The organism is Mycobacterium paraffinicum (genome assembly GCF_001907675.1).
Lineage (GTDB): Bacteria > Actinomycetota > Actinomycetes > Mycobacteriales > Mycobacteriaceae > Mycobacterium > Mycobacterium paraffinicum_A.
This window is the reverse complement of record NZ_MPNT01000023.1, coordinates 52,279-76,920: the sequence shown is the minus strand read 5'-3', so window position 1 is coordinate 76,920 and position 24,642 is coordinate 52,279. Positions and strand designations below refer to the sequence as shown.

22 protein-coding genes are annotated in these 24,642 nt (G+C 71.3%); 8 read left to right on the top strand and 14 right to left on the bottom strand.

Annotation, left to right across the window (positions count from 1 at the left end; translation table 11 throughout):
- Positions 1–2,349, top strand: a complete 2,349-nt coding sequence (locus BRW65_RS21675; protein WP_073878122.1) for a heavy metal translocating P-type ATPase — start codon at positions 1–3, stop codon at positions 2,347–2,349.
- Here the strand turns inward: BRW65_RS21675 and BRW65_RS21670 are convergent.
- From BRW65_RS21670 to BRW65_RS21630, 9 genes are all read right to left on the bottom strand, one after another.
- The gene (locus tag BRW65_RS21670) at positions 2,338–3,498 is read right to left on the bottom strand and encodes a PPE family protein (RefSeq protein WP_073878161.1); all 1,161 of its coding nucleotides are present in this window, start codon (positions 3,496–3,498) and stop codon (positions 2,338–2,340) included. The genes BRW65_RS21675 and BRW65_RS21670 overlap by 12 nt on opposite strands.
- A 104-nt stretch (positions 3,499–3,602) precedes the next feature.
- Positions 3,603–4,742, bottom strand: a complete 1,140-nt coding sequence (locus BRW65_RS21665; RefSeq protein WP_073878120.1) for a PPE family protein — start codon at positions 4,740–4,742, stop codon at positions 3,603–3,605.
- Positions 4,743–4,948: 206 nt separating this feature from the next.
- Positions 4,949–5,755 (bottom strand): MBL fold metallo-hydrolase, encoded by an 807-nt coding sequence (locus BRW65_RS21660; protein WP_073878119.1) that lies wholly within the window; start codon positions 5,753–5,755, stop codon positions 4,949–4,951.
- Between the two features lie 34 nt (positions 5,756–5,789).
- Complete coding sequence (locus tag BRW65_RS21655; protein WP_073878117.1) at positions 5,790–6,104, bottom strand: hypothetical protein; 315 nt, start codon at positions 6,102–6,104, stop codon at positions 5,790–5,792.
- Positions 6,105–6,226: 122 nt separating this feature from the next.
- Entirely contained in the window at positions 6,227–7,744 is a 1,518-nt protein-coding gene (locus BRW65_RS21650; protein WP_073878115.1) for an HNH endonuclease signature motif containing protein, read from the bottom strand.
- 35 nt (positions 7,745–7,779) lie between these two features.
- Positions 7,780–8,364 (bottom strand): diguanylate cyclase/phosphodiesterase, encoded by a 585-nt coding sequence (locus BRW65_RS21645; RefSeq protein WP_244168160.1) that lies wholly within the window; start codon positions 8,362–8,364, stop codon positions 7,780–7,782.
- A 75-nt stretch (positions 8,365–8,439) separates the two neighbouring features.
- The gene (locus BRW65_RS21640) at positions 8,440–9,300 is read right to left on the bottom strand and encodes a pseudouridine synthase (protein WP_073878158.1); all 861 of its coding nucleotides are present in this window, start codon (positions 9,298–9,300) and stop codon (positions 8,440–8,442) included.
- A gap of 7 nt (positions 9,301–9,307) precedes the next feature.
- Positions 9,308–11,050 carry a glycerol-3-phosphate dehydrogenase/oxidase gene (locus BRW65_RS21635; protein ID WP_432206445.1) on the bottom strand — a complete coding sequence of 581 codons (1,743 nt, stop codon included), beginning with the start codon at positions 11,048–11,050 and terminating at the stop codon, positions 9,308–9,310.
- 64 nt (positions 11,051–11,114) lie between these two features.
- On the bottom strand, positions 11,115–12,530 hold the full coding sequence (locus BRW65_RS21630) for an NAD(P)H-quinone dehydrogenase (protein WP_073878111.1): 1,416 nt from the start codon (positions 12,528–12,530) through the stop codon (positions 11,115–11,117).
- A 149-nt stretch (positions 12,531–12,679) separates the two neighbouring features.
- Here BRW65_RS21630 and BRW65_RS21625 point away from each other — a divergent pair, with 149 nt between their 5' ends.
- Both BRW65_RS21625 and BRW65_RS21620 read left to right on the top strand, forming a co-directional pair.
- Positions 12,680–13,159, top strand: coding sequence for a gamma-glutamylcyclotransferase (locus BRW65_RS21625; RefSeq protein WP_073878110.1), 480 nt, complete (start codon positions 12,680–12,682; stop codon positions 13,157–13,159).
- A gap of 89 nt (positions 13,160–13,248) precedes the next feature.
- Positions 13,249–14,067 (top strand): alpha/beta hydrolase, encoded by an 819-nt coding sequence (locus tag BRW65_RS21620; RefSeq protein WP_073878156.1) that lies wholly within the window; start codon positions 13,249–13,251, stop codon positions 14,065–14,067.
- Here BRW65_RS21620 and BRW65_RS21615 read toward each other — a convergent pair.
- From BRW65_RS21615 to BRW65_RS21605, 3 genes are read right to left on the bottom strand one after another with little or no spacing between them, the layout of a single operon-like run.
- Positions 14,064–15,242, bottom strand: coding sequence for an amidohydrolase (locus BRW65_RS21615; RefSeq protein WP_073878108.1), 1,179 nt, complete (start codon positions 15,240–15,242; stop codon positions 14,064–14,066). The two genes, BRW65_RS21620 and BRW65_RS21615, sit on opposite strands and share 4 nt — an antisense overlap.
- Positions 15,239–16,429 carry a M20 family metallopeptidase gene (locus BRW65_RS21610; RefSeq protein WP_073878106.1) on the bottom strand — a complete coding sequence of 397 codons (1,191 nt, stop codon included), beginning with the start codon at positions 16,427–16,429 and terminating at the stop codon, positions 15,239–15,241. The genes BRW65_RS21615 and BRW65_RS21610 overlap by 4 nt, the downstream gene beginning before the upstream one ends.
- A gap of 34 nt (positions 16,430–16,463) precedes the next feature.
- Positions 16,464–17,129, bottom strand: a complete 666-nt coding sequence (locus BRW65_RS21605) for a cutinase family protein (protein WP_084187897.1) — start codon at positions 17,127–17,129, stop codon at positions 16,464–16,466.
- A gap of 56 nt (positions 17,130–17,185) precedes the next feature.
- Here BRW65_RS21605 and BRW65_RS21600 point away from each other — a divergent pair, with 56 nt between their 5' ends.
- Positions 17,186–17,992 (top strand): purine-nucleoside phosphorylase, encoded by an 807-nt coding sequence (locus BRW65_RS21600; RefSeq protein ID WP_073878102.1) that lies wholly within the window; start codon positions 17,186–17,188, stop codon positions 17,990–17,992.
- Positions 17,993–19,615, top strand: a complete 1,623-nt coding sequence (locus BRW65_RS21595; protein ID WP_073878100.1) for a phospho-sugar mutase — start codon at positions 17,993–17,995, stop codon at positions 19,613–19,615.
- 3 nt (positions 19,616–19,618) lie between these two features.
- Here BRW65_RS21595 and upp read toward each other — a convergent pair whose 3' ends face one another.
- Positions 19,619–20,242, bottom strand: a complete 624-nt coding sequence (gene upp, locus BRW65_RS21590) for a uracil phosphoribosyltransferase (protein ID WP_073878097.1) — start codon at positions 20,240–20,242, stop codon at positions 19,619–19,621.
- A gap of 175 nt (positions 20,243–20,417) precedes the next feature.
- Here upp and BRW65_RS21585 point away from each other — a divergent pair, with 175 nt between their 5' ends.
- Genes BRW65_RS21585 through BRW65_RS21575 form a run of 3 tightly spaced genes read left to right on the top strand, consistent with a single transcriptional unit; the run spans position 20,418 to position 23,612 of the window.
- The gene (locus tag BRW65_RS21585) at positions 20,418–21,236 is read left to right on the top strand and encodes an alkaline phosphatase family protein (protein WP_073878154.1); all 819 of its coding nucleotides are present in this window, start codon (positions 20,418–20,420) and stop codon (positions 21,234–21,236) included.
- A 43-nt stretch (positions 21,237–21,279) separates the two neighbouring features.
- Complete coding sequence (satS, locus tag BRW65_RS21580; protein ID WP_073878095.1) at positions 21,280–22,587, top strand: protein export chaperone SatS; 1,308 nt, start codon at positions 21,280–21,282, stop codon at positions 22,585–22,587.
- A 41-nt stretch (positions 22,588–22,628) separates the two neighbouring features.
- Positions 22,629–23,612 carry a VWA domain-containing protein gene (locus BRW65_RS21575; RefSeq protein ID WP_073878093.1) on the top strand — a complete coding sequence of 328 codons (984 nt, stop codon included), beginning with the start codon at positions 22,629–22,631 and terminating at the stop codon, positions 23,610–23,612.
- Positions 23,613–23,616: 4 nt separating this feature from the next.
- Here the strand turns inward: BRW65_RS21575 and BRW65_RS21570 are convergent, their stop codons facing one another.
- A complete protein-coding gene (locus tag BRW65_RS21570) occupies positions 23,617–24,624 on the bottom strand; it encodes a VWA domain-containing protein (RefSeq protein WP_073878091.1) in 1,008 nt (335 codons plus the stop codon).
- Between the last annotated feature and the right edge of the window lie 18 nt (positions 24,625–24,642).

The following is a 24,642-nucleotide window of genomic DNA, read 5'->3' as shown; positions in this document are numbered from 1 at the left end:
ATGGGCGCTGTGACACGCGAGCGGCTGGCCCGCTGGCTGGAAACGGGCCTGGCCGCGGCGACCGTCGTCGCGCTGGCGGCCGGGGGGATCGCCTGGCTGGTCGGGGCGGCGCGGGTCGCCGACGGCTGCTGGATCGCGGGCACGGTGGTGGCGGTGATCCCCGCGACGGTGTGGGTGCTGGCGGCGCTGCGCCGCGGCCGGTTCGGCGTCGACCTGATCGCGGTGTTGTCGTTGGTCGGCACGCTGCTGGTCGGTGAGTACCTCGCGGGCGCGCTGATCGCGGTGATGCTGGCCGGGGGGCGGGCGCTGGAGGCCGCGGCCGAGCGCCGCGCGTCCCACGACCTGCGGGCGCTGCTCGAGCACGCGCCGCGGTTCGCCCGCCGCCGGGTGGGATCGGCGGTCGACGTCGTCGCGCTCGCGGACGTAGCGATCGACGACCTGCTGGTGGTCGGTCCCGGCGAGGTGGTGCCCGTCGACGGGCGTATCGCCGGTGCGGTGGCCGTGCTGGACGAATCGGTCCTGACCGGCGAACCGCTGCAGGTGGAACGCGGCGACGGCGAGCACGTGCGCAGCGGGGTGGTCAACGCCGGCAGCGCCTTCGAGATGCGGGCCACGGCCACCGCCACCGACAGCACCTACGCGCAGATCGTCCGCCTGGCCGCGGAGGCGGGAGCCCAGAACGCGCCGGTGGTACGGCTGGCCGACCGGTACGCGGCCTGGTTCCTGCCGCTGACCCTGCTGGTGGCCGGGGCGGCATGGCTGGCCAGCGGGTCGCCGGTGCGGGCGGTCGCGGTGCTGGTGGTCGCGACGCCGTGCCCGCTGTTGCTCGCCGCGCCCGTGGCCATTGTGTCCGGGCTGTCGCGGGCGTCGCGGCGCGGCGTGGTGGTCCGCAGCGGTGGCGCCCTGGAAAACCTCGGGCATGCAACGACTTTGGTGATGGACAAGACCGGCACCCTGACGATGGGAAGCCCCGCCGTCATCGACGTCGCGACCGCGCCCGGCCGCGACGCGGTCGAGATCCTGCGGCTGGCGGCCTCGGTGGATCAGATGTCCCCGCACGTGTTGGCCGAGGCGATCGTCACCGCGGCGCGCGCCCGGGCTCTGGACCTGTCGCTGCCCACCGAGGTGGAGGAGGAACCCGGCCGGGGCGTCACCGCCATGCTGGACGGCCGGCGGATCCACGTCGGCAAGCTCACCCACGCGACCGCGAACGCCGAATGGGCCCGCGCGGTGGTGAATCGCGCCCTGCTGGACGGGGCCGCCATCGCGTGGGTGTCCGTCGACGGCCGCGCAGTCGGCGCCGTGCTGCTGCGCGACCCGCTGCGTCGTCACGCGCCGCGCACCCTGCGCCGGCTCCGCGAGGCCGGGCTGAACCGATTGGTCATGCTGACCGGGGACCGCGCCGAGCCCGCCCGCGAGGTCGCCGCCGTGCTGGGTCTGGACGAGGTGTACGCGGAACAGACCCCGGCCGACAAGGTGGCCGCCGTGCGCGCCGAGTGCGACCGCGCGGTGACCGTCATGGTCGGCGACGGCGTCAACGACGCGCCCGCCCTGGCCGCGGCCACCGTCGGCGTGGCGATGGGCGCCCGCGGCGCCACCGCGTCCTCGGAGGCCGCCGCCATCGTGTTGACCACCGACCGGCTCGAGCGGCTCGCCGATGCGATGGACATCGCCCGCTGGTCGCGGCGCATCGCCGTGCAGAGCGCCGTCGTCGGCATGATCCTGTCGCTGGCCGCGATGGGCGTCGCCGCCATCGGGTGGCTGCCGCCCGCGGTCGGGGCGCTGGTGCAGGAGGGCATCGACGTCGCGGTGATCCTGAACGCGCTGCGCGCCCTGCGCGGCAATCCCGACATCGAGGTCGACCTTCCCGCACCGACGGAACAGCTGTTGCGGCGCTTCGACGCCGAACACGACGAACTGCGCGACGCCGTGGACCTGTTGCGCGGCGCCGCCGATCGGTTGGCCGCCGCGGCCGACCGGTCGGCCCTGGACGCGATCGGCCAGGCATACACCGTGCTCGTCGAGCGAATCATCCCGCACGAGCGCGCCGAGGAGACGCAGCTGTACCCGGCGCTGGCCCACCCGCTGGGCACCAGCGAGGCGACCGCCCCGATGAGCCGAACTCACGCGGAGATCCAGCGCCTGTCCGACCGGATCGGCGCGCACCTCGCCCTGGCCCGAAGCAGCGGGGCGATCGGCGCCGACCAGGTCGACGACCTGCTCGCGTGCCTCTACGGCCTGCACGCCCTGCTGCGCCTGCATTTCCTGCAGGAGGAGGAAAGCTATTTCACCCTGGCCGACGACCAACCCGATGAACCAAAGTCCTTGGCGGACAAGCTATCCCGCTGACGGTGGCCGCTTCATGACCGTGCCGGGCAGCTCCGCGCCGATCTCGATGTCCTCGTAGTCGCGCCCGGCGCCCCCGCCCTTGCCGCCTAGCGGAGGCCGCACCGGGACCATCGGGAGACCGGACGGCTGGGCTCCCCCCGGCGGAAGCGGGGACACCGCGGCCGCGAGCTGTACCGGAGGCTGCGCGCCGGGCAACATGCCCACCGTGGCGGGCGGCATGCTCAGCTTGCCCACCAACACCGACACCCCCATCGCCCCGCGGGGGGTCAGCCCCAACCCGCCGGAGCTCAGCGCGTTCGCCAGGTTCACCTCGGCCGAACTCAGTGCCGCCGAACCCTCCGCGAGGCCCTGGCCGATGTCGGAACCGACGCCCTGCAGCGCCTGGGCCGCATTGATTTGCGCGACGTAGCTGAGCAGGTTGATGGGGAAACCGCCGGCAATGAACTGGTTGCCCCAGGTGCTGAAATAGCCGAACCAGCCGGCGTTGGGGTCATAGGGCGTGACGCCGAGCGCGTCGAGTATCGACCCCGCGTCGGACGTCGACGAGGCGGCCGCCAGGTTGGCCGTGGTCTGCGTGGTGGCCGTGGCGGTGGGCAGCACCGCGGCCTGGGCGGAGACGCCGGAGGGGTTGGCGACGGGCGGCGGCGACGAGAACTGCGAGAGCTTCACGGCGTTCAGCGAGGTCGCGCCGTAGCGGTACATCGCCGCGGAGTTGTTCACCCACATCGCGGTGTACTCGGCTTCCGTTTCCGCGATGGCCGGGGCGTTGATGCCGAAGAAATTGGTGGCCAGCAGCATCGCAAGCCGCGCGCGGTTGGCCGCGACGACGGAGGGGTGCACCACCGTCCAGTGGGTCAATTCGAATGCCGCGGTCACGGTTTCGACCGAGGCGGCGATCTCCTGGCATTGCGCCGCGGTGGCGCGCAACCAGGCCAGGTACGGCTCGAAGGCCTGGGCCATCGCCATCGACGACGGTCCCTGCCAGGTTCCGGCCAGCTCCGCCAGCTCGGCGGTATAGCTGCTGGCCGCCGCCTCCAATTCGGCGCTGAGCTCTTGCCACATGCCGGCGGCTTCGATCATCGACCAGGCACCGGGTCCGGAGTGGATCAGCGCCGAGGTGATTTCGGGCGGCAGCAGCCCAAAATCGATCACGTCTCGCCCAATGGGAGCGCGGGGCGGGCGGTGAGTCGCGCCGTCGACCTATCCGGCGGCGAAATTCTGCTTCCGGAGTGGTGAGGAACCATCGTCGTTCCTCATCCCCCGCTGGGCGGTCGGTGTATCACCTTCTTCGGAAGTTCCGCCCCGTATTCGAGGTCCTCGAACTTCTGCTGCTTGCGCTTGCGCCAGCCGCTGCCCGCCGAACTGCCCGGAGGCACCGGCATCATCGGCATCAGCGGCATCCCGGAGAGCCCGGGTTCGGCGGGCAGCGGCGACACCGACGATGCGAGTTGCACCGGGGTTTGCGTCGCCGGCAGGAGTCCGACCACCGCGGGCGGGGCGGTGAGCTTGCCCAGCGAGACCCCGACCCCCATCGCACCCGTGGCTGCGCCGCCCGGGGCGGCCGAGACGGCGCCGGCCAGCCGGGTGATCGACGACGCCAGCGCGCCCTCGCCTTCAGAGAGCCCCAGGCCGATGTCGCTGCCCACGCCCTGCAGCGCCTGCGCCGAGGTGTTCTGCGCCAGGTAGCTGAGCATGTTGATGGGGAACCCGGACGAGATGAACTGGTTGCCCCAGGTGCTGAAGTAGCTGAACCAGCCGGCGTTGGGGTCGAAGGGGCTGACCCCGAGCTGGTCGATGATGTTCCCGGCGCTCGAGGCGCTGAGCAACGACGCATTCGACACCGCGGCCTGCTGGGTGGCCGGCCCCGACGGGTTGGCGATGGCCAGCGGCGAATTGAATTGGGACAGCGACGTGGTCGCTTGTGAGGACGTCGCCTGGTAGCGGCTCATCGCCGCCGAGTTGTTCGCCCACATCGTCTGGTATTCGTCTTGGGTCGCCGCGATCGCCGAGGTGTTCTGGCCGAACCGGTTGGTGGCCAGCAGTTGCGCGAGCCGCGTCCGGTTGGCCGCCACCACCGCGGGGGGGACCACCGCCGCGCGGACCGCGGTGAACGCCGCGGCGGCCGACTCCGCCGAGGTGGCCATCTGGTGGGCCTGCTGCGCGGTGGTGCGCAGCCAGATGAGGTAGGGCTGCACGGCCTGCAGCATCGCCATGGAGGACGATCCGTCCCACGACTCGATCAACGACGACAGCACGGACGCATAGACGGAGACCGAGTTCTCCAGCTCGACCGCCAGACTCTGCCACGCACCGGCGGCCTCGACCAGCGAACCCGCTCCGGGACCGGAGTGGATGAGGGTCGAGGTGACCTCAGGTGGCGCGAATAGGTCCATCACATCTCACATTGTCTATGCCGAGTACGCGGCCGGAAAATTTCGATTACTAGGTTGCAAAGAGACCGGAAACATTACGCATTCACCCCCCAAGGGTGCCGCCAGATTCCTTCCCCGTCGAGTTCCGGATGTGACGACGATATACCCGGGACCTTAGGGTATCCAAAGTGCCAACGTGGCTGATTACGGCTGTGCCGGCGCGTTTCTCAGACAGTCACCGATGCCCCGCGCGCGACCTCGACGATTCGATCGGCCATGCCGCGGAGCTGCATTTCGCCGGTGAAGTCGGCAAGCGGGGACGCGAACACGCCGTAATCGTCAAAGTGCACCGGGATGGCCTTCGGCAGGGTCAGCATGGCCACCAATTCCGCGCCCTGGCGGCCGTCCATGGTTACGGTCAGCCCGAATGGAAGCCGCGGCCCGGCGGGCAGGCGGGTCCCGCCCAGGTGCAGCAGGCCCACGTCGATAGGTTCGAATCGGGCGGGGATCTCTTTGAGTTCCGCGACGAGCACGGTGTCGCCCGAGATGTAGAGCCGGCGGCGGGGCGATCCGTCGTCGGCCGCGAATTCCAGCATGGTGCCCATCACCGGCGGCAGCAGCTTCTGCGTCCATCCCGGCCCGTGCCGCCCCGGCAGCGACGTCATGGTGATGGTGGTGCCGCCGTTGGTGACCTCGTGCTGCCCCCAGGTTGACAGCCCGTGCGCGTTGGCGAAGCCGCGACGGTGCAGCCGCGTGGCGGCGTGCGGGGTGGTGACGACCGGGAGGTCGTGATCGAGGCCTTTCTGCGACACCCGGTCCCAGTGGTCGCCGTGCATGTGGGACAGCACGATCGCGTCGACGGGCGGGAGTTCGTCGACGCGTAAAGCCGGTTCCTTCAGGCGCCTGGACACCAGCCCGTGCCCGAGGTAGGCGTGCTGTCCCCGGTGCAGGAAGTTGGGATCGGTCAGTAACGTCAGGCCACCCGCGGCAATCAGGGTGGTCGCGTTGCCGACGAACGTCACGGTGATGTCCATACCCGCGGCCTACCCGATCGCGGGCGGCTCACGCCTACAGGCCGGGCAAACAGATGGGAGCGCCGTAGCAGGGCGGCGGCCCGAGCGGCCGGCGGGGGGCGTCGCCCTCCCAGACGAATTGACCGACATTGCCCATGCCGCCGACGGGGACCCAGTACCAGTGGTGGCAGACGCCCATGTCCCAGCGGACATCCGGCATCGGCAACGGTTGGCCCGGGCACCAGTCGTGGGGAACCGTGAAGTTGTCTGCCTGGGCCGCGCCCGAGCCCAGCCCCAGACCGGCCAGCGCCATGCCGCCGGACAGTAGCGCCCCGGTAATGACCTTCCTGACCGTGGCATTGTGCGACATTGCCTCCGCGCCTTTCCTCGACGCTGGATGCTGAGGATCAGTATCCGCTCGCGCTGCTCGAATCAGCAGACAATGACCGGATCGCTACCGATCCCAGAAAGCGTGCGTGTGCGCACATCGGTTCAAAACGGCGGCGGTTCACCGTCGCCGGCGGCGTCGGCGGGCACCGGGCAGTGGGATTGGCTTTGTTGTCGGCGGGCCATGCGGGCGTCGCGGTTGTGGCGGCGTTCGGTGGCGATGCGGGTGGCGCGGTCTTGGGTGCGGGTGCGGCGGCGTTTGGGCATCATCGCGGTGCGGTCGGTGCAGTAGTCGTCGGGGGGTGGGTCGGCTTCGGGGGCAGCGATGATCCCGGTGGCTTGGCTGAGGCTGGGGAACAGCAGGGCGCTGCCCGGGGTGGTGACGTAGGTGCGCCCGGCCGGGGAGGTCAAGATCAGCGTCGCGTCGGGCAGTTGCTGTTCGGTCCAGCCCCAGAACGTCTTCACCAAATGATGGGTGCGGCAATAACATTTGAGGTTGCTGGCATGGGTGGGCCCACCGGCGCTGTAGGGGATGGTGTGGTCGATGTCGCAGGCCACCGCCGGGTGATCACAGCCCGGCCAGCGACACGTCAAATCTCGGCACCGCACGAAATCGGCCAGCGCCGCCGAGGGCACATAGCCCGGCTCGGGTGGGGCGTCGCCGGGATGCACCAGCGGCACCAGCTTGGCCGCGACGGCCAACTCGGCCATCAGCTCCGGTGGGATCAGGCCATCGGCCTGCAGTTCACTGGCCATCCCCACCCCGCGATCGAGTGCGGTCTGCTCGGCGAGCACGTGAATCACCACCGGGCCCGCCGCCGGGCGAGCGCCGGCCGCGCAGTCCGGGCGCCCGCAGCGACAGCCCAGCCGATCGGCCCCGCCGGCCAGCGCCCCCAACGCATCAGCGCGGCGCTGCGCGCGGCTACGCGGATCATGGGCACACACCGTGGCCGCCAACGCATCGAGTCGATTGTCGAGTGCGTGCGCATCCGGGGTGAGCATGCTGCCCTCAATCCGTGACGTTCCGCCCACGACGTCGCCGATCCAGATCTCGCGGTCGACCTGGTGCTGCCGGCGCCGCCGCACTGCATCGGCATCGGCCTTCGCCACGATCTTGTCCACCTGGGCGCCCAACCGCCCCCGGGTCATCGAAGGCCAGCGCGCCACGTTCGCCGCCAGCGTCGTGTCCACGGCCGCCAACACGTCGGGATCGGTGATCAGATCGGTGCGATAGACCAGCGTCTGAAACATCTGGTAGTCGATGTCGCCGGCCTTAAAGACCTCCGCCACCTTCGGCAACCGCTCACGCAACGCGCGGGCATAGCGCACCCGGCTGGCCGCCAACCCCTGACTGATCCGCAGCTCCGCGGCCACCTCAGCGGCCACCGCCGCCTCGGTATCGACCGCCCACTGCTCACACTCGCCGCACCGCGACAACCGGTACGCGAACAACTCCCCGATCGCGGCCAACTGCGCCGCCGCCGCCCGATTCTGCGCCCGCGACCACCCCGACACCCGCTCCAGCAACGCCGCCGACTCCGCCGGCTTCGACGGATACCGCCGCTCGAAATGCTCATCGAACGCGGCGATCACCTCCGCCGACGACACCCCAGAATCGAACATACGTTCGAGTATGCCACCCGGCTACGACAAGAGAATCAGGCCAGGGTCCGGTCGGCCTTGGTGGCACAGCGGTAGAGCTCTTCGCCGTACGGGACCACGATCGCGGCAAGGACGCCGGCCCCAACCGCGGCGAGGTAGCCGCCGGGCAGGGCGTTCTCCTTCCATCGCAGCCGCCACGCATCGCGCGAGCGTGCGCCCCTCATCAGCTCCCTCACCTCTCGCCAGTGCAGGCACCCGAGCGCCGACGCCGCCGTGATGGGCATGGACTCCAAGAAGCTGTGCACGTGCTGTTCCCAGGTGGTCACCCGGCGCCCGCTGTGCTCGGCGGTGCTCACATCCCACAGCGCGGTGGCCTCGTGGGCGGCAATGGACGCCAATATCGTGCTCAGTACCAGCGGGTTGATCTCACAGAGCAAAACAAGGGTGATCGGCACGCCGACTTCGGCCATCATCAACAAGTGGATCAACGACTCACGGGTCCCGGCCGTGATCTCAATCCGACTGCGACGGTGCTGGTTCCAATCCAACAGAGCGGGGATGAACCAGGCCGGCAACAGGCCATACATCAGGTAGCGCAGTAGCGCGGTTTCCGAGTCGCTGGCCCGCTCAGGGATGCGCATTCGCGGACGCAGCCCGCGTTTGGTTGTTCGTCGGTCTCGCACTCGCGCCCTGTACCCAGCGCGAGCCCGCCGAAACTACGGCCCCATCCGCCGGCTGACGAACTCGCGGCGGGCCCCGGTCACCGGATCGTCGAACTCGATGCGCTGCGCCAACAATCGCAGCGGTGTGCTGAAATCGTCGGCCGGCACGTCGATGACGTTGGGGTACAACGGGTCGCCGTCGATCGGCACTCCCAGCCCGGCCATGTGCACGCGCAGTTGGTGGGTGCGGCCGGTGCGTGGGGTCAGCCGGTAGAGGCCGTCCGGGGAAACGAGTTCCACCAGCGTTTCGGCGTTCGGCGCACCCGGCTCGGTGCCGGCCTGTAATACCCCGCGCCGCTTGATAATTCGGCTGCGCACCACGCGTGGCAACACCAAACGCGGGTCGACGGCGGCGCGCGCCAGATAGGTCTTGCGCACCAAAGCCCGGGAGAACAGCGTCTGGTACGCGCCGCGCACCTCGCGGCGGGCGGTGAACACCAGCACCCCCGCGGTCAGCCGGTCGAGGCGGTGGGCCGGGCTCAGCTCGGGCAGCTCCAGCTCCCGCCGCAGCCGCACCAGCGCCGTCTGCGCCACGTGCCGGCCGCGCGGCATGGTGGCCAGGAAGTGCGGCTTGTCGACGACGACGAGGTCGTCGTCGCGGTGCAGCACCGGGACGTCGAACGGCACCACCACCTCGTCGGGCAGCTCCCGGTACAGAAACACGTGTGATCCGCTGGGCAGCACGGTTGCGTCGTCGACCACCGCGCCGTCGGCGTCCACCACCTCCCCGGCCAGCACCTTCGACCGCGCCGGGGCGCCGAACCGGGCGGTCAGCTCGGCCAGGACCGGCCCCCCGCGCAGCCGCACCCGCGCGGGGCCGAGCCCGTCGCGAACCGGAAGCGGTGCCGGCCTCACCACGCGCTCAATTCAGCGGCACCGGCTCGAGGATCTCGGCGCGCGCCTCGGGCGCGCTGGCCCGCAACTCGTCGGCCGACACGTCGTCGGGCTGGGCCTGCGACAGGATCTCGGCCTCCACCCGCGCGCAGTAGTTCGCCACCTCACGCTCGATGTCCTGCGTCGTCCAGCCGAGCACCGGGGCGACCACGTCGGCGACCTCGCGGGCGCAGTCGACGCCGCGGTGCGAGTACTCGATCGAGATCCGCATCCGGCGGGCCAGGATGTCCTCGAGGTGCAGCGCGCCCTCGGCGGTGACGGCGTACCGGGCCTCCACCTTGAGGTAGCCCGGCGCCTCCTTGATCGGGCTGAGTAGATCGGCGTCGTCGGACGCCAGATCGAGGACGTCGCCGATCAGCGAGCCGTACCGGTCCAGCAGGTGCCGCACCCGGTAGGGATGCAAACCCTGAAGCGCCGCAACGTGTTCGGCCTGGTTCACCAGCGCGAAGTAGCCGTCGGCGCCCAGCAGGCTGACCTTCTCGGTGATGGACGGCGCCACCCGGGCCGGGACGAACTGGGAAGCGGCGTCGATCGCGTCGGCGGCCATCACCCGGTAGGTCGTGTACTTGCCGCCGGCGATGGCCACCAGGCCGGGCGCGGGCACCGCGACGGCGTGTTCCCGCGACAGCTTGGAGGTCTCCTCGCTCTCCCCCGCCAGCAGCGGCCGCAGCCCGGCATACACGCCGTCGATGTCGGCGTGGGTCAGCGGGATGGCCAGCACGGTGTTGACGGTCTGCAGGATGTAGTCGATGTCGGCCTTGGTGGCCGCGGGGTGGGCCAGGTCGAGGTTCCAGTCGGTGTCGGTGGTGCCGATGATCCAGTGGCTGCCCCACGGGATGACGAACATCACCGATTTCTCGGTGCGCAGGATGATCGCGACGTCGCTGACGATGCGGTCGCGCGGCACCACCACGTGCACGCCCTTGGACGCGCGCACCTGAAACCGCCCGCGCTGCTTGGACAATGCCTGGATCTCGTCGGTCCACACCCCGGTCGCGTTGACGACGACGTGGCCGCGGACTTCGGTGACGGCGCCGTCCTCGGAGTCGCGGACCCGCACGCCGGTCACCCGGTCGCCCTCGCGCAGCAACGCGACCACCTGGGTGGAGGAGCGCACCACCGCGCCGTAGTGGGCGGCCGTGCGCGCGACGGTCATGGTGTGCCGGGCGTCGTCGACGACGGTGTCGTAGTAGCGGATCCCGCCGATCAGCGCGCTGCGCTTGAGGGCCGGGCTCAACCGCAACGCACCGGCCCGGGTCAAATGCTTTTGCGGGGGAACGGATTTCGCGCCGCCCATCCGGTCGTAGAGGAAGATGCCCGCGGCGACGTAGGGCCGTTCCCACACGCGGTTGGTCAGCGGGAACAAGAACGGCATCGGCTTGACCAGATGCGGCGCCAGGGTGGTCAGCGACAGCTCCCGCTCGTAGAGCGCCTCGCGCACCAGGCCGAACTCCAGCTGCTCGAGATAGCGCAACCCGCCGTGGAACATCTTCGACGAGCGGCTCGAGGTGCCCGAAGCGAAGTCGCGCGCCTCGACCAGCGCCACCTTCAGCCCACGGGTGGCGGCGTCCAGCGCGCAACCGGAACCCACCACGCCGCCGCCGATGACGACGACGTCGAACTGCTCGGTGCCGAGCCGCTCCCAGGCCACCGCGCGGTGCTGCGGTCCCAGCACGGACGCCGGCGAGCCCAACTCGGTGGGCGCGTGCATCGGATCGGTCACGGCAGAGGACTCCTCACCCGGTTACTCGCCAGTAGGACGTGTCGGATCCAGGCTAGTCGAGATCGTCGTGGGCCATCAGGCGACGAGCGGCCTCGGTGATCGATCCGGACAACGACGGGTAAACGGCGAGCGTCTGGGCCAGCTCGTTGACGGTGATGCGGTTTTGGACGGCCACCGCGATCGGCAGGATCAGCTCGGAGGCGATCGGGGCCACCACCACGCCGCCGATCACCACGCCGGTGGATTTGCGGCAGAACATCTTCACGAAACCCTGCCGCAGGCCGGACATCTTGGCCCGGGCGTTGGTGCGCAGCGGCAGCATGATCGTGCGGGCCGACACCGACCCGTCGTCGATCATCGTCTGCGGCACGCCGACGGCCGCGATCTCGGGCCGGGTGAACACCGTCGCCGCCACCGTGCGCAACCGGATCGGGCTGACGCCCTCGCCCAGCGCGTGATACATCGCGATCCGGCCCTGCATGGCGGCCACCGACGCGAGCGGCAGCAAGCCGGTGCAGTCTCCCGCGGCGTAGATGCCGGCCACCGAGGTGCGCGATACCCGGTCCACGGTCAGGTACCCGCCGCGGCCCAGCTCGATGCCGACCCGGTCCAGCCCGAGGCCGCCGGTGTTGGGCACCGAGCCGATGGTCATCAGGGCGTGGCTGCCCTCGACGGTGCGCCCGTCGGCCAGGGTGACCAGCACGCCGTCCCGGGTGCGGGTGACCGACTGGGCGCGGGCGTTCTTGACCAGCTCGACGCCCCGCTCGGAGAACGCCTCCTCGAGCACCGCCGCGGCGTCGGCGTCCTCGTAGGGCAGCACCCGGTCCCGGCTGGCGACCACCGTCACCGGAACCCCCAGCTCGGTATAGGCGTGCACGAACTCGGCGCCGGTGACGCCGGAGCCGACCACGACCAGGTGCTCGGGCAGCGCCTCCAGGTTGTACAGCTGCCGCCAGGTCAGGATGCGCTCGCCGTCGGGCTGGGCCGACGGCAGGACGCGCGGGCTGGCGCCGGTCGCGATGAGCACGACGTCGGCCTCGAACTCCCTGGTGGTGCCGTCATGGGCGGTCGCCTTGATGCGGTGGCAGGCCAGCCCGGGGGTGGGGTCGATCAGCTCGCCGTGACCGGCCACCACGTGCACGCCGGCGCCCAGCAGTTGCTCGGTGATGTCGGCCGACTGCTCCGTGGCGAGCCGCTTGACCCGGGCGTGGATCCGCGGCAGCGAGATCTTGGCGTCGTCGATGTCGATGTCGAACCCCAGCCGCGGCGCCCGGCGCAGCTCGGTGCGCAGCCACGTCGAGGCGATGAACGTCTTCGAGGGCACGCAGTCGTCCAGCACGGCCGCGCCGCCGATGCCGTCGGAGTCGATCACGGTGACGTGCGTGGTGTCGGGGTGGGAGGTCGCGGCCACCAGCGCGGCTTCGTAACCGGCCGGGCCGCCACCGAGGATTACGATGCGGGTCGCCACAGCCCCCAACCTAGCGGGGGAAGGGGTCGCCTTGCAGCGCGGCGACGATGCACGCCGCAGGGCGGCGTGAGGAGGAGCCGCGCCGTTGAACAGCGCGGCGAAACGCTCGGGAGGAGACCGCTCGTGCGGGTGACGTCTAAGATTTCCCCGTGCCGATCTACGCCGCCTACGGGTCGAACATGGATCCTGAGCAGATGCTCAAGCGGGCACCCCACTCGCCGATGGCCGGAACCGGCTGGCTGCACGGCTGGCGCCTGACGTTCGGGGGCGAGGACATCGGCTGGGAGGGCGCGCTGGCCACGGTGGTCGAAGACCCGACCTCCAAGGTGTTCGTCGTCCTGTACGACATGACCCCGGCCGACGAGAACAACCTCGACCGTTGGGAGGGCTCGGAGTTCGGCGTCCACAAGAAGATCCGCTGCCGGGTGGAGCGCATCTCGTCGGACACCAGCACCGACCCCGTCCTGGCGTGGCTGTACGTGCTCGACGCCTGGGAGGGCGGCCTGCCGTCGGCGCGATACCTGGGCGTGATGGCCGATGCGGCCGAAATCGCCGGGGCCCCAGCCGATTACGTGCACAACCTGCGAACCAGGCCGGCCCACAACATCGGTCCGGGAACGAGCTCCTAAGGCACGTGTCGATTCTGTCCACACCTGTCGTCGCCGACGCACTGGCCCGCACGTTCGCCGCCACGGTCAACCCGGCGCCCAAGGCCGCCGTGCGCTTCCCCGAATTCCGGGTCCCGACCGACGAAATCACCATCCCCGCCCGGCACGGTCCCGTGCCGGCAACCGTTTACCACCCGCCGGCCGGCGCGACGAATCCGGCGGTCTACGTCAACGTGCACGGCGGGGGCTTCGTGGTCGGGCACCCCGAACAGGACGATCCCTGGTGCCGGTACCTGGCCGCCAACGCCGGCGTGGTGGTGATCAACCCCGACTACGTGCTGGCGCCTCGGCACCGCTTCCCCGCTGCGCCACACCAGGTCTACGACGTCGTGTGCTGGGCGGCCGCCGCCGATCGAGACTGGGACGGTGGGCGGCTGTGCGTGGGGGGCCAGAGCGCGGGCGGCAACCTCAGCGCCGCGGCGGCGCGGCTGGCGCTGGAGAACGGCGGCCCCCGCATCGCGTTGCAGGTGCTGCACTACGCGCCGCTCGACCTGGTGACGGCCGCCCGCGACAAGAGTTCCAGCCTGGGCGGCCGCGCCGTCCTGAAGCCGTGGATGGGCGAGGTCTTCGACACCGCCTATGTGCCCGACACCGCGCAGCGCCGCGACCGGCTGGCCTCGCCCGCCTGGGGCGCAAACGCCGACGGCATCGCCGGCATCGCGCCCGCGCTGGTCGTGACGGCCGAGCACGATCGGCTTCGTGACGAGGCCCGCCGCTACGCCGAGAAGCTCGACGCCGTCGGGGCCTTGGCGGAGTACTACGAGGTGGCCGGCGTCGACCACGGCTACAACATCATGAGCGACGCGGCCGACGTCACGCGCCGCAGCTACGCCCGCATCGCCGAGCACGTCGTGCGGGCCACCAGCTAGGACAGCGCGAACGCGGCCGACTGCTCGACGATGTTGACCATCACCCGCAGCCCGATCGCCAGGGCCCGCTCGTCGAGGTCGAACGTCGGCTGGTGCAGGTCCAGCTGCGGCCCCTGGCCCGGCCAGACGCCCAGGCGCGCCATCGCGCCCGGGATCTCCTCGAGGTACCAGGAGAAGTCCTCGCCGCCGCCGGACTGGCGGGTATCGGCCAGCGCGTCGGGGCCGATGGCCTCGATCGCGTGGGTGAGGATGCGGGTGGAGACGTCCTCGTTGACCACCGGCGGCACGCCGCGCCGGTATTGCAGCGTGTGTTCGATTTCCAGCGGCGCCAGCAGCGCCGCGACCGTCTCACGGATGATGTCCTCCAGGCCCACCCAGGTCTGCCGGCTCGCGGTGCGCACGGTGCCGCCCAGCACCCCGGACTGCGGGATGGCGTTGGCGGCCACTCCGGCGTTGACCGCGCCCCACACCAGCACGGTCGCGTTGCGCGGGTCGATGCGGCGGGACAGCACACCCGGCAGCCCGGTGATCAGCGTGCCCAGCCCGTAGACCAGGTCGGCGGTCAGGTGGGGGCGCGACGTGTGCCCGCCCGGCGAGTGCAGCGTGATCTCGATCTGGTCGGCCGCCGAGGTGATCGGGCCGTGCCGGACCGCGACCTTGCCGACCTCGAGCCGCGGGTCGCAGTGCAGGGCGAAGATGCGCGACACCCCGGTGATGGCGCCGGCGGCGATGGCGTCGATCGCGCCGCCGGGCATCAGCTCCTCGGCGGCCTGGAAGATCAGCCGCACCCCGACGGGCAGCTCCGGCACCGACGCCAGGGTCAGCGCGGTGCCCAGCAGGATGGCGGTGTGGGCGTCGTGCCCGCAGGCGTGCGCGACGTTGGGCATGGTCGAGGTGTACGGCGCGCCGGTCCGCTCGGCCATGGGCAGCGCGTCCATGTCGGCCCGCAGCGCGATCCTCGGCTCGTGCTCGGGACCCAGGTCGCAGACCAGTCCGGTGCCGCCGGGGAGCACCTTGGGGTTGAGCCCCGCGTCGGCCAGCCGCTCGGCGACGAACTGGGTGGTGGCGTACTCCTGGCGGCCCAGCTCGGGGTAGCGGTGGATGTGCCGGCGCCACTCGACCAGGTCGGCGTGGTGTGCGGCCAGCCAGGACGTGGCGGCGTCGGCCAGGCTCATGCGTGCGCCCGCCGATCTTGCGCGGCCATCACCCGATCGCGTTGGGCGGGTGTCTGGGCCAGCTGAACGACCGTGCGGGCCAACATGATTGCGCCCTCGACGACGGCGCGGTCGCCGCTGGGGCTCGCCGCGGCGGTGGTGAACGCGCGCTGGTGGACCATCGCGCCGCCCGCGTCGACGCCGACCACCGGATGGATCCCGGGCAGCACCTGGGTCACGTTGCCCATGTCCGTGCTGCCCATGGGCAGCGCCGCCTCGAACTCGCGGGCCACCGGCTCGCGCCCGAGCCGGCGCATCTCCTCGCGGAAGACGTCGGCCAGCCATTCGTCGGGATCCAGTTCGTCGTACGCCGGTGCCGGATTGTCGATTTCGTACTCGCAGCCGGTGGCCAACGCGCCCGCGGCGAAGCACGCGTACATCCTGCCCTCCAGCTGTCTCAGCGAGTCCGACTCGACCGCCCGCATCGCATACTGCAGCGTCGCGTGTCCGGGGATGACGTTGACCGCCTGCCCGCCGTCGGTGACGATCCCGTGCACCATTTGACCCGGGGCCAGTTGCTGGCGCAACAGCCCGACGGCCACCTGCGCGACGGTCACGGCGTCGGCGGCGTTGATCCCCTGATGCGGCGCGACGGCGGCATGGGATTCCTTGCCGCGGTAGCACACGATCGCCTCCGACAGCGCCAGTGAGCGTGCCGCGGCGATGTCGGCGGGCCCCGGGTGCAGCATGACCGCGGCCGCCACGTCGTCGAACACCCCGGCCCGCAGCAGCAGCGCCTTGCCGCCGCCCGCCTCCTCGGCGGGGGTGCCGATCAGCGCCACGCGCAGGCCCAGGTCGTCGGCGACTTCGGCCAGCGCCAGCGCGGCGCCGACCGCCGAGGCGGCGATGATGTTGTGGCCGCAGGCGTGGCCGATCTCGGGCAGCGCGTCGTACTCGGCGCACACCCCGATGGTCAGCGGCCCGCTGCCGAAGTCGGCGCGAAAGGCGGTGTCCAGCCCGCCGGCCCGCGCGGTGATCTCGAAACCGCGCTCGGCGACCAGCGCCTGGGTCTTGGCGCAGCTGCGATGCTCGGCGAACGCCAGTTCGGGCTCCGCGTGGATGGCGTGGGACAGCTCAACCAGGTCGGCGCCACGTCGCCGGACGACATCCTCGACCCTGTCTGAGGGGTGGTCCAATGCGGTGGGCATCCTCGCAGTATCCCACCGAGACCTTTGGGCCCGGCTACACGAGTCCGGCGATGAATCCCGCCGCCTGCGCGGGGTACGGCGCCACCCCGTAATCGTGGTGCGCGTCCCGGTCGCGGCCGCCGACCACGCATACCGGGTCACCTGGGCTGCAGATGTCGATGGCGCGGCCGGCGAACAGCCCCGTCGTCGACAGCGGCGTGTTGAAGCGGTTGCCGGGATTGCCGAACACGGCGACCGCGGCCACCTTGCTGGCCAGGCCGGGGTCCAGCGCGGGGGCCGAGCCGAAGTTGCCGATGCGCTCGCCCAGCGGCGGCACCCCGGCCAGCATCGACACCGCGGCGGCGCCCTGCGAGAAGCCGCCGAGCACCAGCCGCGTCCCCGGGCACTGGTCGACCATCTGCGCGATGTGGTCGCGTGCGTCGTTGGCGCCGTCGGCGGTCTGCAGGAAGTTGTAGCTGGCCGGGTAGTTCACCGGGTAGGCGTCGACGCTGCGCGAGCCGAGGGCCGGCCGCAGGGCGTCGAGCAGCGCATCGCCGGCGACCCCCAGGCCGGGCGGCTCGGCGGTGCCGCGGGCGAAGATGAGTTGGACGTCGGGGCATCCGTCGGCCCGGGCCGCCGGCAGCGGGCCGCCCGCGATCGAAAACAGTGACACCGCAACGGCGACGGCCGAGCCGACCACCTGCCACCTACGAAGTTTCATGCGGCAGATTTTCACATATGCCGGCGCGGGCCGTCGCGGCGCTAAGCTCCCCGACTGTGAGCGACCCCGCGCCCGACCCCGGCGAACTGGCGCGACTGGCGGCGCAGGTCATCGCGGAGCGCACCGGCGTGACCGAGCACGACGTGGCCGTCGTGCTCGGATCGGGATGGCGCCCCGCGGCCGCCGCCCTCGGCTCCCCGACCGCCGTGCTGCCCCAGGCCGACGTGCCCGGCTTCGCACCGCCGACCGCCGTCGGGCACACCGGCGAGCTGATGTCGACGCGCATCGGCGAGCGCCGGGTGCTGGTCCTGGTCGGCCGGGTGCACGCCTACGAGGGCCACGACCTGCGCCACGTGGTCCATCCGGTGCGGGCGGCCTGCGCGGCGGGGGCGCGCATCGTCGTGCTCACCAACGCGGCGGGCGGGCTGCGGCCGGACCTGGCGGTCGGCCAGCCGGTGCTGATCAGCGATCACCTCAACCTGACCGCCCGCTCGCCGTTGGTCGGCCCGCAGTTCGTGGATCTGACCGACGCCTACGCCCCACGGCTGCGGGAGCTGGCGCGCCAGGGCGACCCCGGGCTGGCCGAGGGGGTCTACGCCGGACTGCCGGGGCCGCACTACGAGACCCCCGCCGAGGTGCGGATGCTGCGGGCGCTGGGCGCCGACCTGGTCGGCATGTCGACCGTGCACGAGACCATCGCCGCCCGGGCGGCCGGCGCCGAGGTGCTGGGGGTGTCGTTGGTAACCAACCTGGCGGCCGGGATCAGCGGCGAGCCGCTGAGCCACGCCGAAGTGCTCGCCGCCGGCGCCGCGTCGGCGAGCCGGATGGGCGCGCTGCTGGCCGACGTCGTGGCCCGGTTCTAGATGACGCCCGAGGACCGGCGACCCGGCGCCGGGCTCACGATCGCCGCGGCGGAGTGGATCGCCCACGATCCCGACCCGGCGACGGCCGCCGAGCTCGCCGCCTGCGGGCCCGACGAACTGGCGGCCCGCTTCGCACGACCGCTCAGGTTCGGCACCGCGGGGCTGCGCGGTCCGGTGCGCGGCGGCCCGGACGCCATGAACGTCGCCGTGGTGTCGCGCGCCACGTGGGCGGTGGCGCGGGTGCTGGGCGGGCGGGGCCTGGCCGGCTCGGAGGTGATCGTCGGGCGCGACTCCCGGCACGGCTCCGCCGTCTTCGCCACTGTCGCCGCCGAAGTGCTCGCGGCCCAAGGGTTTTCCGTGCGGTTGCTGCCCGGCCCGGTGCCGACGCCGGTGGTCGCGTTCGCGGTGCGCCACACCGGCGCCGCGGCCGGCATCCAGATCACGGCGTCGCACAACCCGCCGGCCGACAACGGCTACAAGGTCTATGCCGACGGCGGCATCCAGATCGTCTCCCCCAGCGACCGCGAGATCGAGGCCGCGATGGCCGCCGCTCCCCCGGCCGACGAAATCGCCCGCGTCCCGGTGCACCCCGCCGTCACCGATGTGGTCGAGCGCTATATCGCGCGCGCCGCCGCGGTGCGGCGCGGCACCGGATCGGTGCGGGTGGCGCTGACCCCGCTGCACGGCGTGGGCGGCGCCGTGGCCGTGGAAGCCTTACAGCGCGCCGGCTTCGAGCGGGTGCACACGGTCGGCGCCCAGTTCGCGCCCGACCCCGACTTCCCCACCGTCGCCTTCCCCAACCCCGAGGAGCCCGGCGCCACCGACGCGCTGCTCGCCCTGGCCGCCGACGTCACGGCCGACGTCGCGATAGCGCTGGATCCCGACGCCGACCGCTGCGCCGTCGCCATCCCCACCGCGTCGGGCTGGCGGATGCTGTCCGGCGACGAAACAGGTTGGCTGCTCGGCGATTACATCTTGTCGCGCAGCACCGAGCCCCGAACGGCCGTGGTGGCCAGCACCGTGGTGTCGTCGCGGATGCTGGCGGCCATCGCGCATCGCTACGGGGCCACGCACGTCGAAACCCGCACCGGCTTCAAGTGGCTGGCGCGCGCCGACGCCGGCGTGCCCGGCGGCACGCTGGTCTACGCCTACGAGGAGGCGATCGGGCACTGCGTCGACCCGGACGCCGTGCGGGACAAGGACGGCATCAGCGCGGCGGTGCTGGTCTGCGACCTGGTGGCCGCGCTGAAGGACCGGGGCCGGTCGGTGGTTGACGCGCTCGACGAACTCGCCCGGCGGTACGGGGTGCACGACGTCGCCGCGGTGTCCCGTCGCGTCGCCGACACCGCCGAAGCGGGCGAGTTGATGCGCCGGCTGCGGGCGGCGCCACTGGCGACGCTGGCCGGTTTCGGCACCACGGTCACCGACATCACCGACGCGCTGATCCTCACCGGCGGCGACGACGCCACGTCGGTCCGGCTGGTCGTACGCCCGTCGGGGACCGAGCCGAAGTTGAAGTGCTACATCGAGGTTCGTTGCGCGGTGGCCGGCGACCTGGACGAGGCGCGGCGGCGGGGCGGCGCGTTGCGCGACGAGCTGGTGGCCGCGGCGCGCGGCTTATAGGGGCTAGCGGGGCCCGTACTGGCGATCCCCGGCATCGCCGAGGCCCGGGACGATGTAGGCGTTCTCGTTGAGCCCGTCGTCGATCGCCACGGTGAACAGGCGCGCGGCGGGCACCGTTTCCCCAAGCGCGGCAACGCCTTCGGGGGCGGCCACCGCGCACAACACCGTGATGTCGGTGGCGCCGCGGTCGAGCAGCAGGCCGACGGTGTACTTCAGCGACCCGCCGGTGGCCAGCATCGGGTCGAGCACCAGCACCGGCCGGCCGGCCAGTTCGTCGGGCAGCGACTCGAAATACCCTGCGGGCCGGTGGGTTTCCTCGTTGCGGGCCACGCCGACGAATCCGACCCGGGCCTGCGGCAACAGCGCGAGCGCCTGATCGACCATGCCCAGTCCGGCCCGCAGCACCGGCACCAGCAGCGGCGGCTGGGCCAGCCGCACCCCCAACGTGTCGCCCACCGGCGTGCGGATCGGGAATGTCTCGCGGGGCGCGTCGCGGGTGGCCTCGTAGATCAGCATCGCGGTCACGTCGCGCAGCGCCGCCCGGAAACCGTCGTCGGTGGTGCGTTCGTCACGCATCGTCGTCAGCCGGGCGACCGCCAGCGGGTGATCGACAACGCGCACCTCCACGGTGTTCGACCCTATATAACAATCCGGCCGCTTTTCGTTAACGCCCCGCCGAAACCGCCCGCGTCGACGCCCTCGGCGCGGCCCGCCCTCCTATGCTCCCGGGGTGCCGGGCGGAATCTGGGGTTCAACGGGGTTGACGGGCAGGGCATTTCGGGCCCTGCGCCTGCTCGGCGCGGTGGCGCTGGTCGCGCTGGCGGCCGGCCCGTTGACCGCCCGCATAAGCCTTGCGGCCGCGGCGATCCCGCAACCCGCGCACATCGTGATCGTGGTGGAGGAGAACCGATCCGAACCCAGCATCATCGGCAACAAGTCGGCGCCCTTCATCACCGCCCTGGCCGCGAGCGGCGCCAACATGGTGCAGTCGTTCGGCGAAACCCACCCCAGCGAGCCGAATTACCTGGCGATGTTCGCCGGCAGCACCTTCGGCGTGACCAGCGACCGGTGCCCGGTCAACGCCGGCGACGCCCCCAACCTGGGATCCGAACTGCTCGCCGCGGGCTACACCTTCGCCGGTTTCGCCGAAGGCCTGCCCGCGGTCGGCTCACCGGCCTGCACCGCCGGCAAGTACGCGCGCAAGCATGTGCCCTGGGCCAACTTCACCAACGTGCCGGCGGCGAACTCCCTGCCGTTCTCCGCGTTCCCGATGGGCAACTACGCCGGCCTGCCCACCGTGTCGTTCGTCATCCCCAACAACGACGACAACATGCACGACGGGTCGATCGCGCAGGCCGACACCTGGCTCAACCGCCAGCTGTCGGGCTACGCCAACTGGGCGGTGGCCAACAACAGCCTGCTGATCGTGACGTGGGACGAGGACGACAATTCCAGCCGCAACCAGATCCCGACCGTCTTCTACGGCGCGCACGTGGTCCCCGGCAACTACCCCGAGCGGATCAACCACTACAACCTGCTGTCCACGATCGAGCAGATGTACGGGCTGCCGAAGACCGGTTACGCGGCCACCGCCCAGCCGATCGCCGATATCTGGGGCTAGTCCGGGGCCAGGCCCGGCGGCCCCCGTCGCTATTGTGTGCCGCATGGCTGCTGACCTCGTGCCCATCCGCCTGAGCCTGTCCGACGGTGACCGCTACACCGTGTGGGCGCCCCGCTGGCGCGACGCCGGCGACGAGTGGGAGGCGTTCCTGGGCAAGGACGAGGACCTGTACGTCTTCGAGACCGTCGCCGACCTGGTCGCGTTCGTGCGCTCCGACACCGACAACGACCTGGTCGACCACCCGGCGTGGAAAGACCTGACGTCGGCGCACGCGCACAAGTTCGCGCCGGCCACCGACAAGCAGTTCGATCTGGTCGCGGTCGAGGAGCTGGTGTCGGAGAAGCCGACCGAGGAGTCGGTGACCGGGTTGGCCCGCACGCTGTCGCTGGTCTCGTCCATCGGGTCGGTGTGCGAGCTCCCGGCGGTGTCGAAGTTCTTCAACGGCAACCCCACGTTGGGCACCGTGTCGGGCGGGATCGACCACTTCGCCGGCAAGGCCGGCCTCAAACGCTGGAACGCGATCGGCGAGATCATCGGCCGCGGCTGGGACGACGTGCTGAGCGCGATCGAGGGCATCGTCACCACGCCCGAGGTGGACGAGAAGCTGTCGGCCAGGGCCGCCGACGAGCTGGCCGAGGAGCCCGAGGAAGAAGATACGGCGGACACCGAGGCCACCGACGAGGCGGACGAGGAAGCCGGCGACGAGACCGACGTGGCGGCGGAGGCTGCCGACGACGAGGAGGCCGACGAAGAGGCCGACGAGGAGCCGCGCGCGGCCGGCGACACCGTGATCCTGGGCAGCGACGAGGATTTCTGGCTGCAGGTGGGCATCGACCCGATTCGGATCATGACGAGTTCGGGCACCTTCTACACCCTGCGGTGCTACCTGGACGACCGCCCGATCTTCCTGGGCCGCAACGGGCGCATCAGCGTGTTCACCTCCGAGCGGGCGCTGGCCCGCTACCTCGCCGACGAGCACGACCACGACCTGGCCGACCTGAGCACCTACGACGACATCCGCACCGCCGCCACCGACGGCTCGCTGGAGGTCAAGGTCACCGAGGACAACATCTACGTGCTCAGCGGGCTGGCCGACGACATCGCCGACGGCCCGGACGCCGTGGACCACGACCAGCTGGACCTGGCCGTCGAGCTGCTCCGCGACATCGGCGACTACTCGGAGGAAGGCACGGTCGACAAGGCGCTCGAAACCGGACGCCCGCTGGGCAAACTGGTGGCCTACGTGCTCGAGCCGGGTTCGGTCGGCAAGCCGTCGGCCCCGTACGCGGCGGCGGTGCGGGAGTGGGAGAACCTGGAGCAATTCGTGGACGGGCGGCTGCGCAGGGAGTAGCCCGCGTTTGACGGGCCCGGAAGTCTCCTCTTTACTGGCGGGTGTCGCTTCCCGGGATAGGCCCGTTGCCCCTGTACGGCTTTCAGCGCCCGGGCATGCTGTTGTTCGGTTTGCTCCCGCTGGCCCTGTTGGCGGTCTACATCGGTGTCCAGGCTCGCCGCCGGCGCCGGCTGCACCGGTTCACCGAGGCGCCCGTGGCGCAGTCGCCGAGGCGGCACATCCCGATCGCGGTGGCGCTGCTCAGCCTGATCCTGCTGACCATCGCGCTGGCCACCCCCACCCACGACATGCGCATCCCGCGCAACCGGGCCGTCGTCGTGCTGGTCATCGACATGTCGAATTCGATGCGGGCCACCGACGTCCCACCGAACCGGCTCAAGGCCGCCGAGGAGGCGGCCAGCCAGTTCGCCAGCCAGCTGACGCCCGGCATCAACCTGGGCCTGGTCGGCTTCGCGGGCACGCCGTACCTGCTGGTGTCGCCGACCCCGCAGCACCAGGCGACGATCGATGCGCTCAAGAAGCTCGACTTCGCCGACAGCACCGCGACGGGCGAGGCCATCTTCACCGCCCTGCACGCGGTGAGCGCCCTGGCCATCACCGGCGGCGACACCCCGCCCCCGGCGCGCATCGTGCTGCTGTCCGACGGCGGGGAGAACAAGCCGTCCAATCCGAGCGACCCGCACGACGGGGCCTTCACGGCGGCGCGGCTGGCCCGGGACGAGGGGGTGCCCATCTCGACGATCTCGTTCGGCACCAAGACCGGCGAGATCGAGATGGACGGCCAGCGCGTCGCCGTCCCCGTCTCGACCGACCAGATGAAGACCATCGCCAAGCTGTCCGGCGGGCAGTCCTACACCGCCAGCAACATCGCCGAGCTCAACAAGAGCTACAACGCCATCGAGAAGGACATCGGCTATCGCACCGTGCCGGGGCCGGGCAGCGCCGGGTGGCTGCGCCTGGGCGTGATCACCGCCCTGATCGCGACGGCGCTGGCGCTGCTGATCAACCGGCGGCTGCCGGTCTGATCGGTCAGGAGGGCAGCCGGCGGTTGAGGAACAGGCCGGCCAGGATCGCCCCGGCCAACGCGAGGGCGCCCAGCAGCATCCAGGCCAGGCTGGCGTCGCCCTTGACGGTTTCGTAGCCGATCTGGCGCTGCAGGGTGGAGTAGACGTTCTTCAGCGACTCCAGGCTGTCGGCGTGGAACGCCTGGCCGTCGGTGATCTCGCAGATCTTCTGCAGCGTCTGGTCGTCGACGGGAACGGGGATGGTGGCGCCCTCGTACTCGACGGTGCCGTACGGCGTCCCGAAGGAGATCGTCGAGATCTGCACACCGGCGGCCTTGGCGGCCCGGGCGGCGGTGAACGCCCCCTGCGGGGCGTTGGCGTCCAGCGGCACGTTCTCCGCGCCGTCGGACTCCAGCACGATGCGCGCCGGGGGCGGGCCGTCGCCGCCCCCCATCACCGAGCCCACCGTCGCGATCGCCTGCAGGGCGGTGAACAGGCCCTCGCCCGTCGCGGTCTTGGGCGCCGGCTTAAGGCTGTCGATCGCGGCCTTCACGGCCGCACGGTTGGTGGTCGGGGAGACCAGCAGCGACGCGTTGGCCGCGAACTCCACCAGCCCCAGGTTGATGGCCGGCGTCAGCTCGTCCGCGAACTGCTTGCCGGCCACCTTCGCCGCGGTCAGCCGGTCGGGGGGCACGTCGGTGGACGCCATGGACTCCGACACGTCGATGACCAGCATCACGACCGCGCGGTTGAGCGGGATCCGGACGTCGGACGTCGGCCCGGCCATCGCGGTGGTCAGCAGCACCAGCGCCGTGGCCAGCAGGATCGTCGGCACGTGCCGCCAGCGGCTGGGGTGCGCCGGCGCGACCCGCTCCAGCACCTCCATGTTGGCGAACCGCAGCACCCGCCGGCGGCGGGCGAACTGCAGCACGACGTAGATGCCCAGGACCAGCAGAACGGCCAGCAGGAACAGGAAGAACCACGCGTTCTGGAACCCGGTGACCGACACGGGGCCCAGCAGGGGCAGCTTCATGTGCAGCCACACTATGCG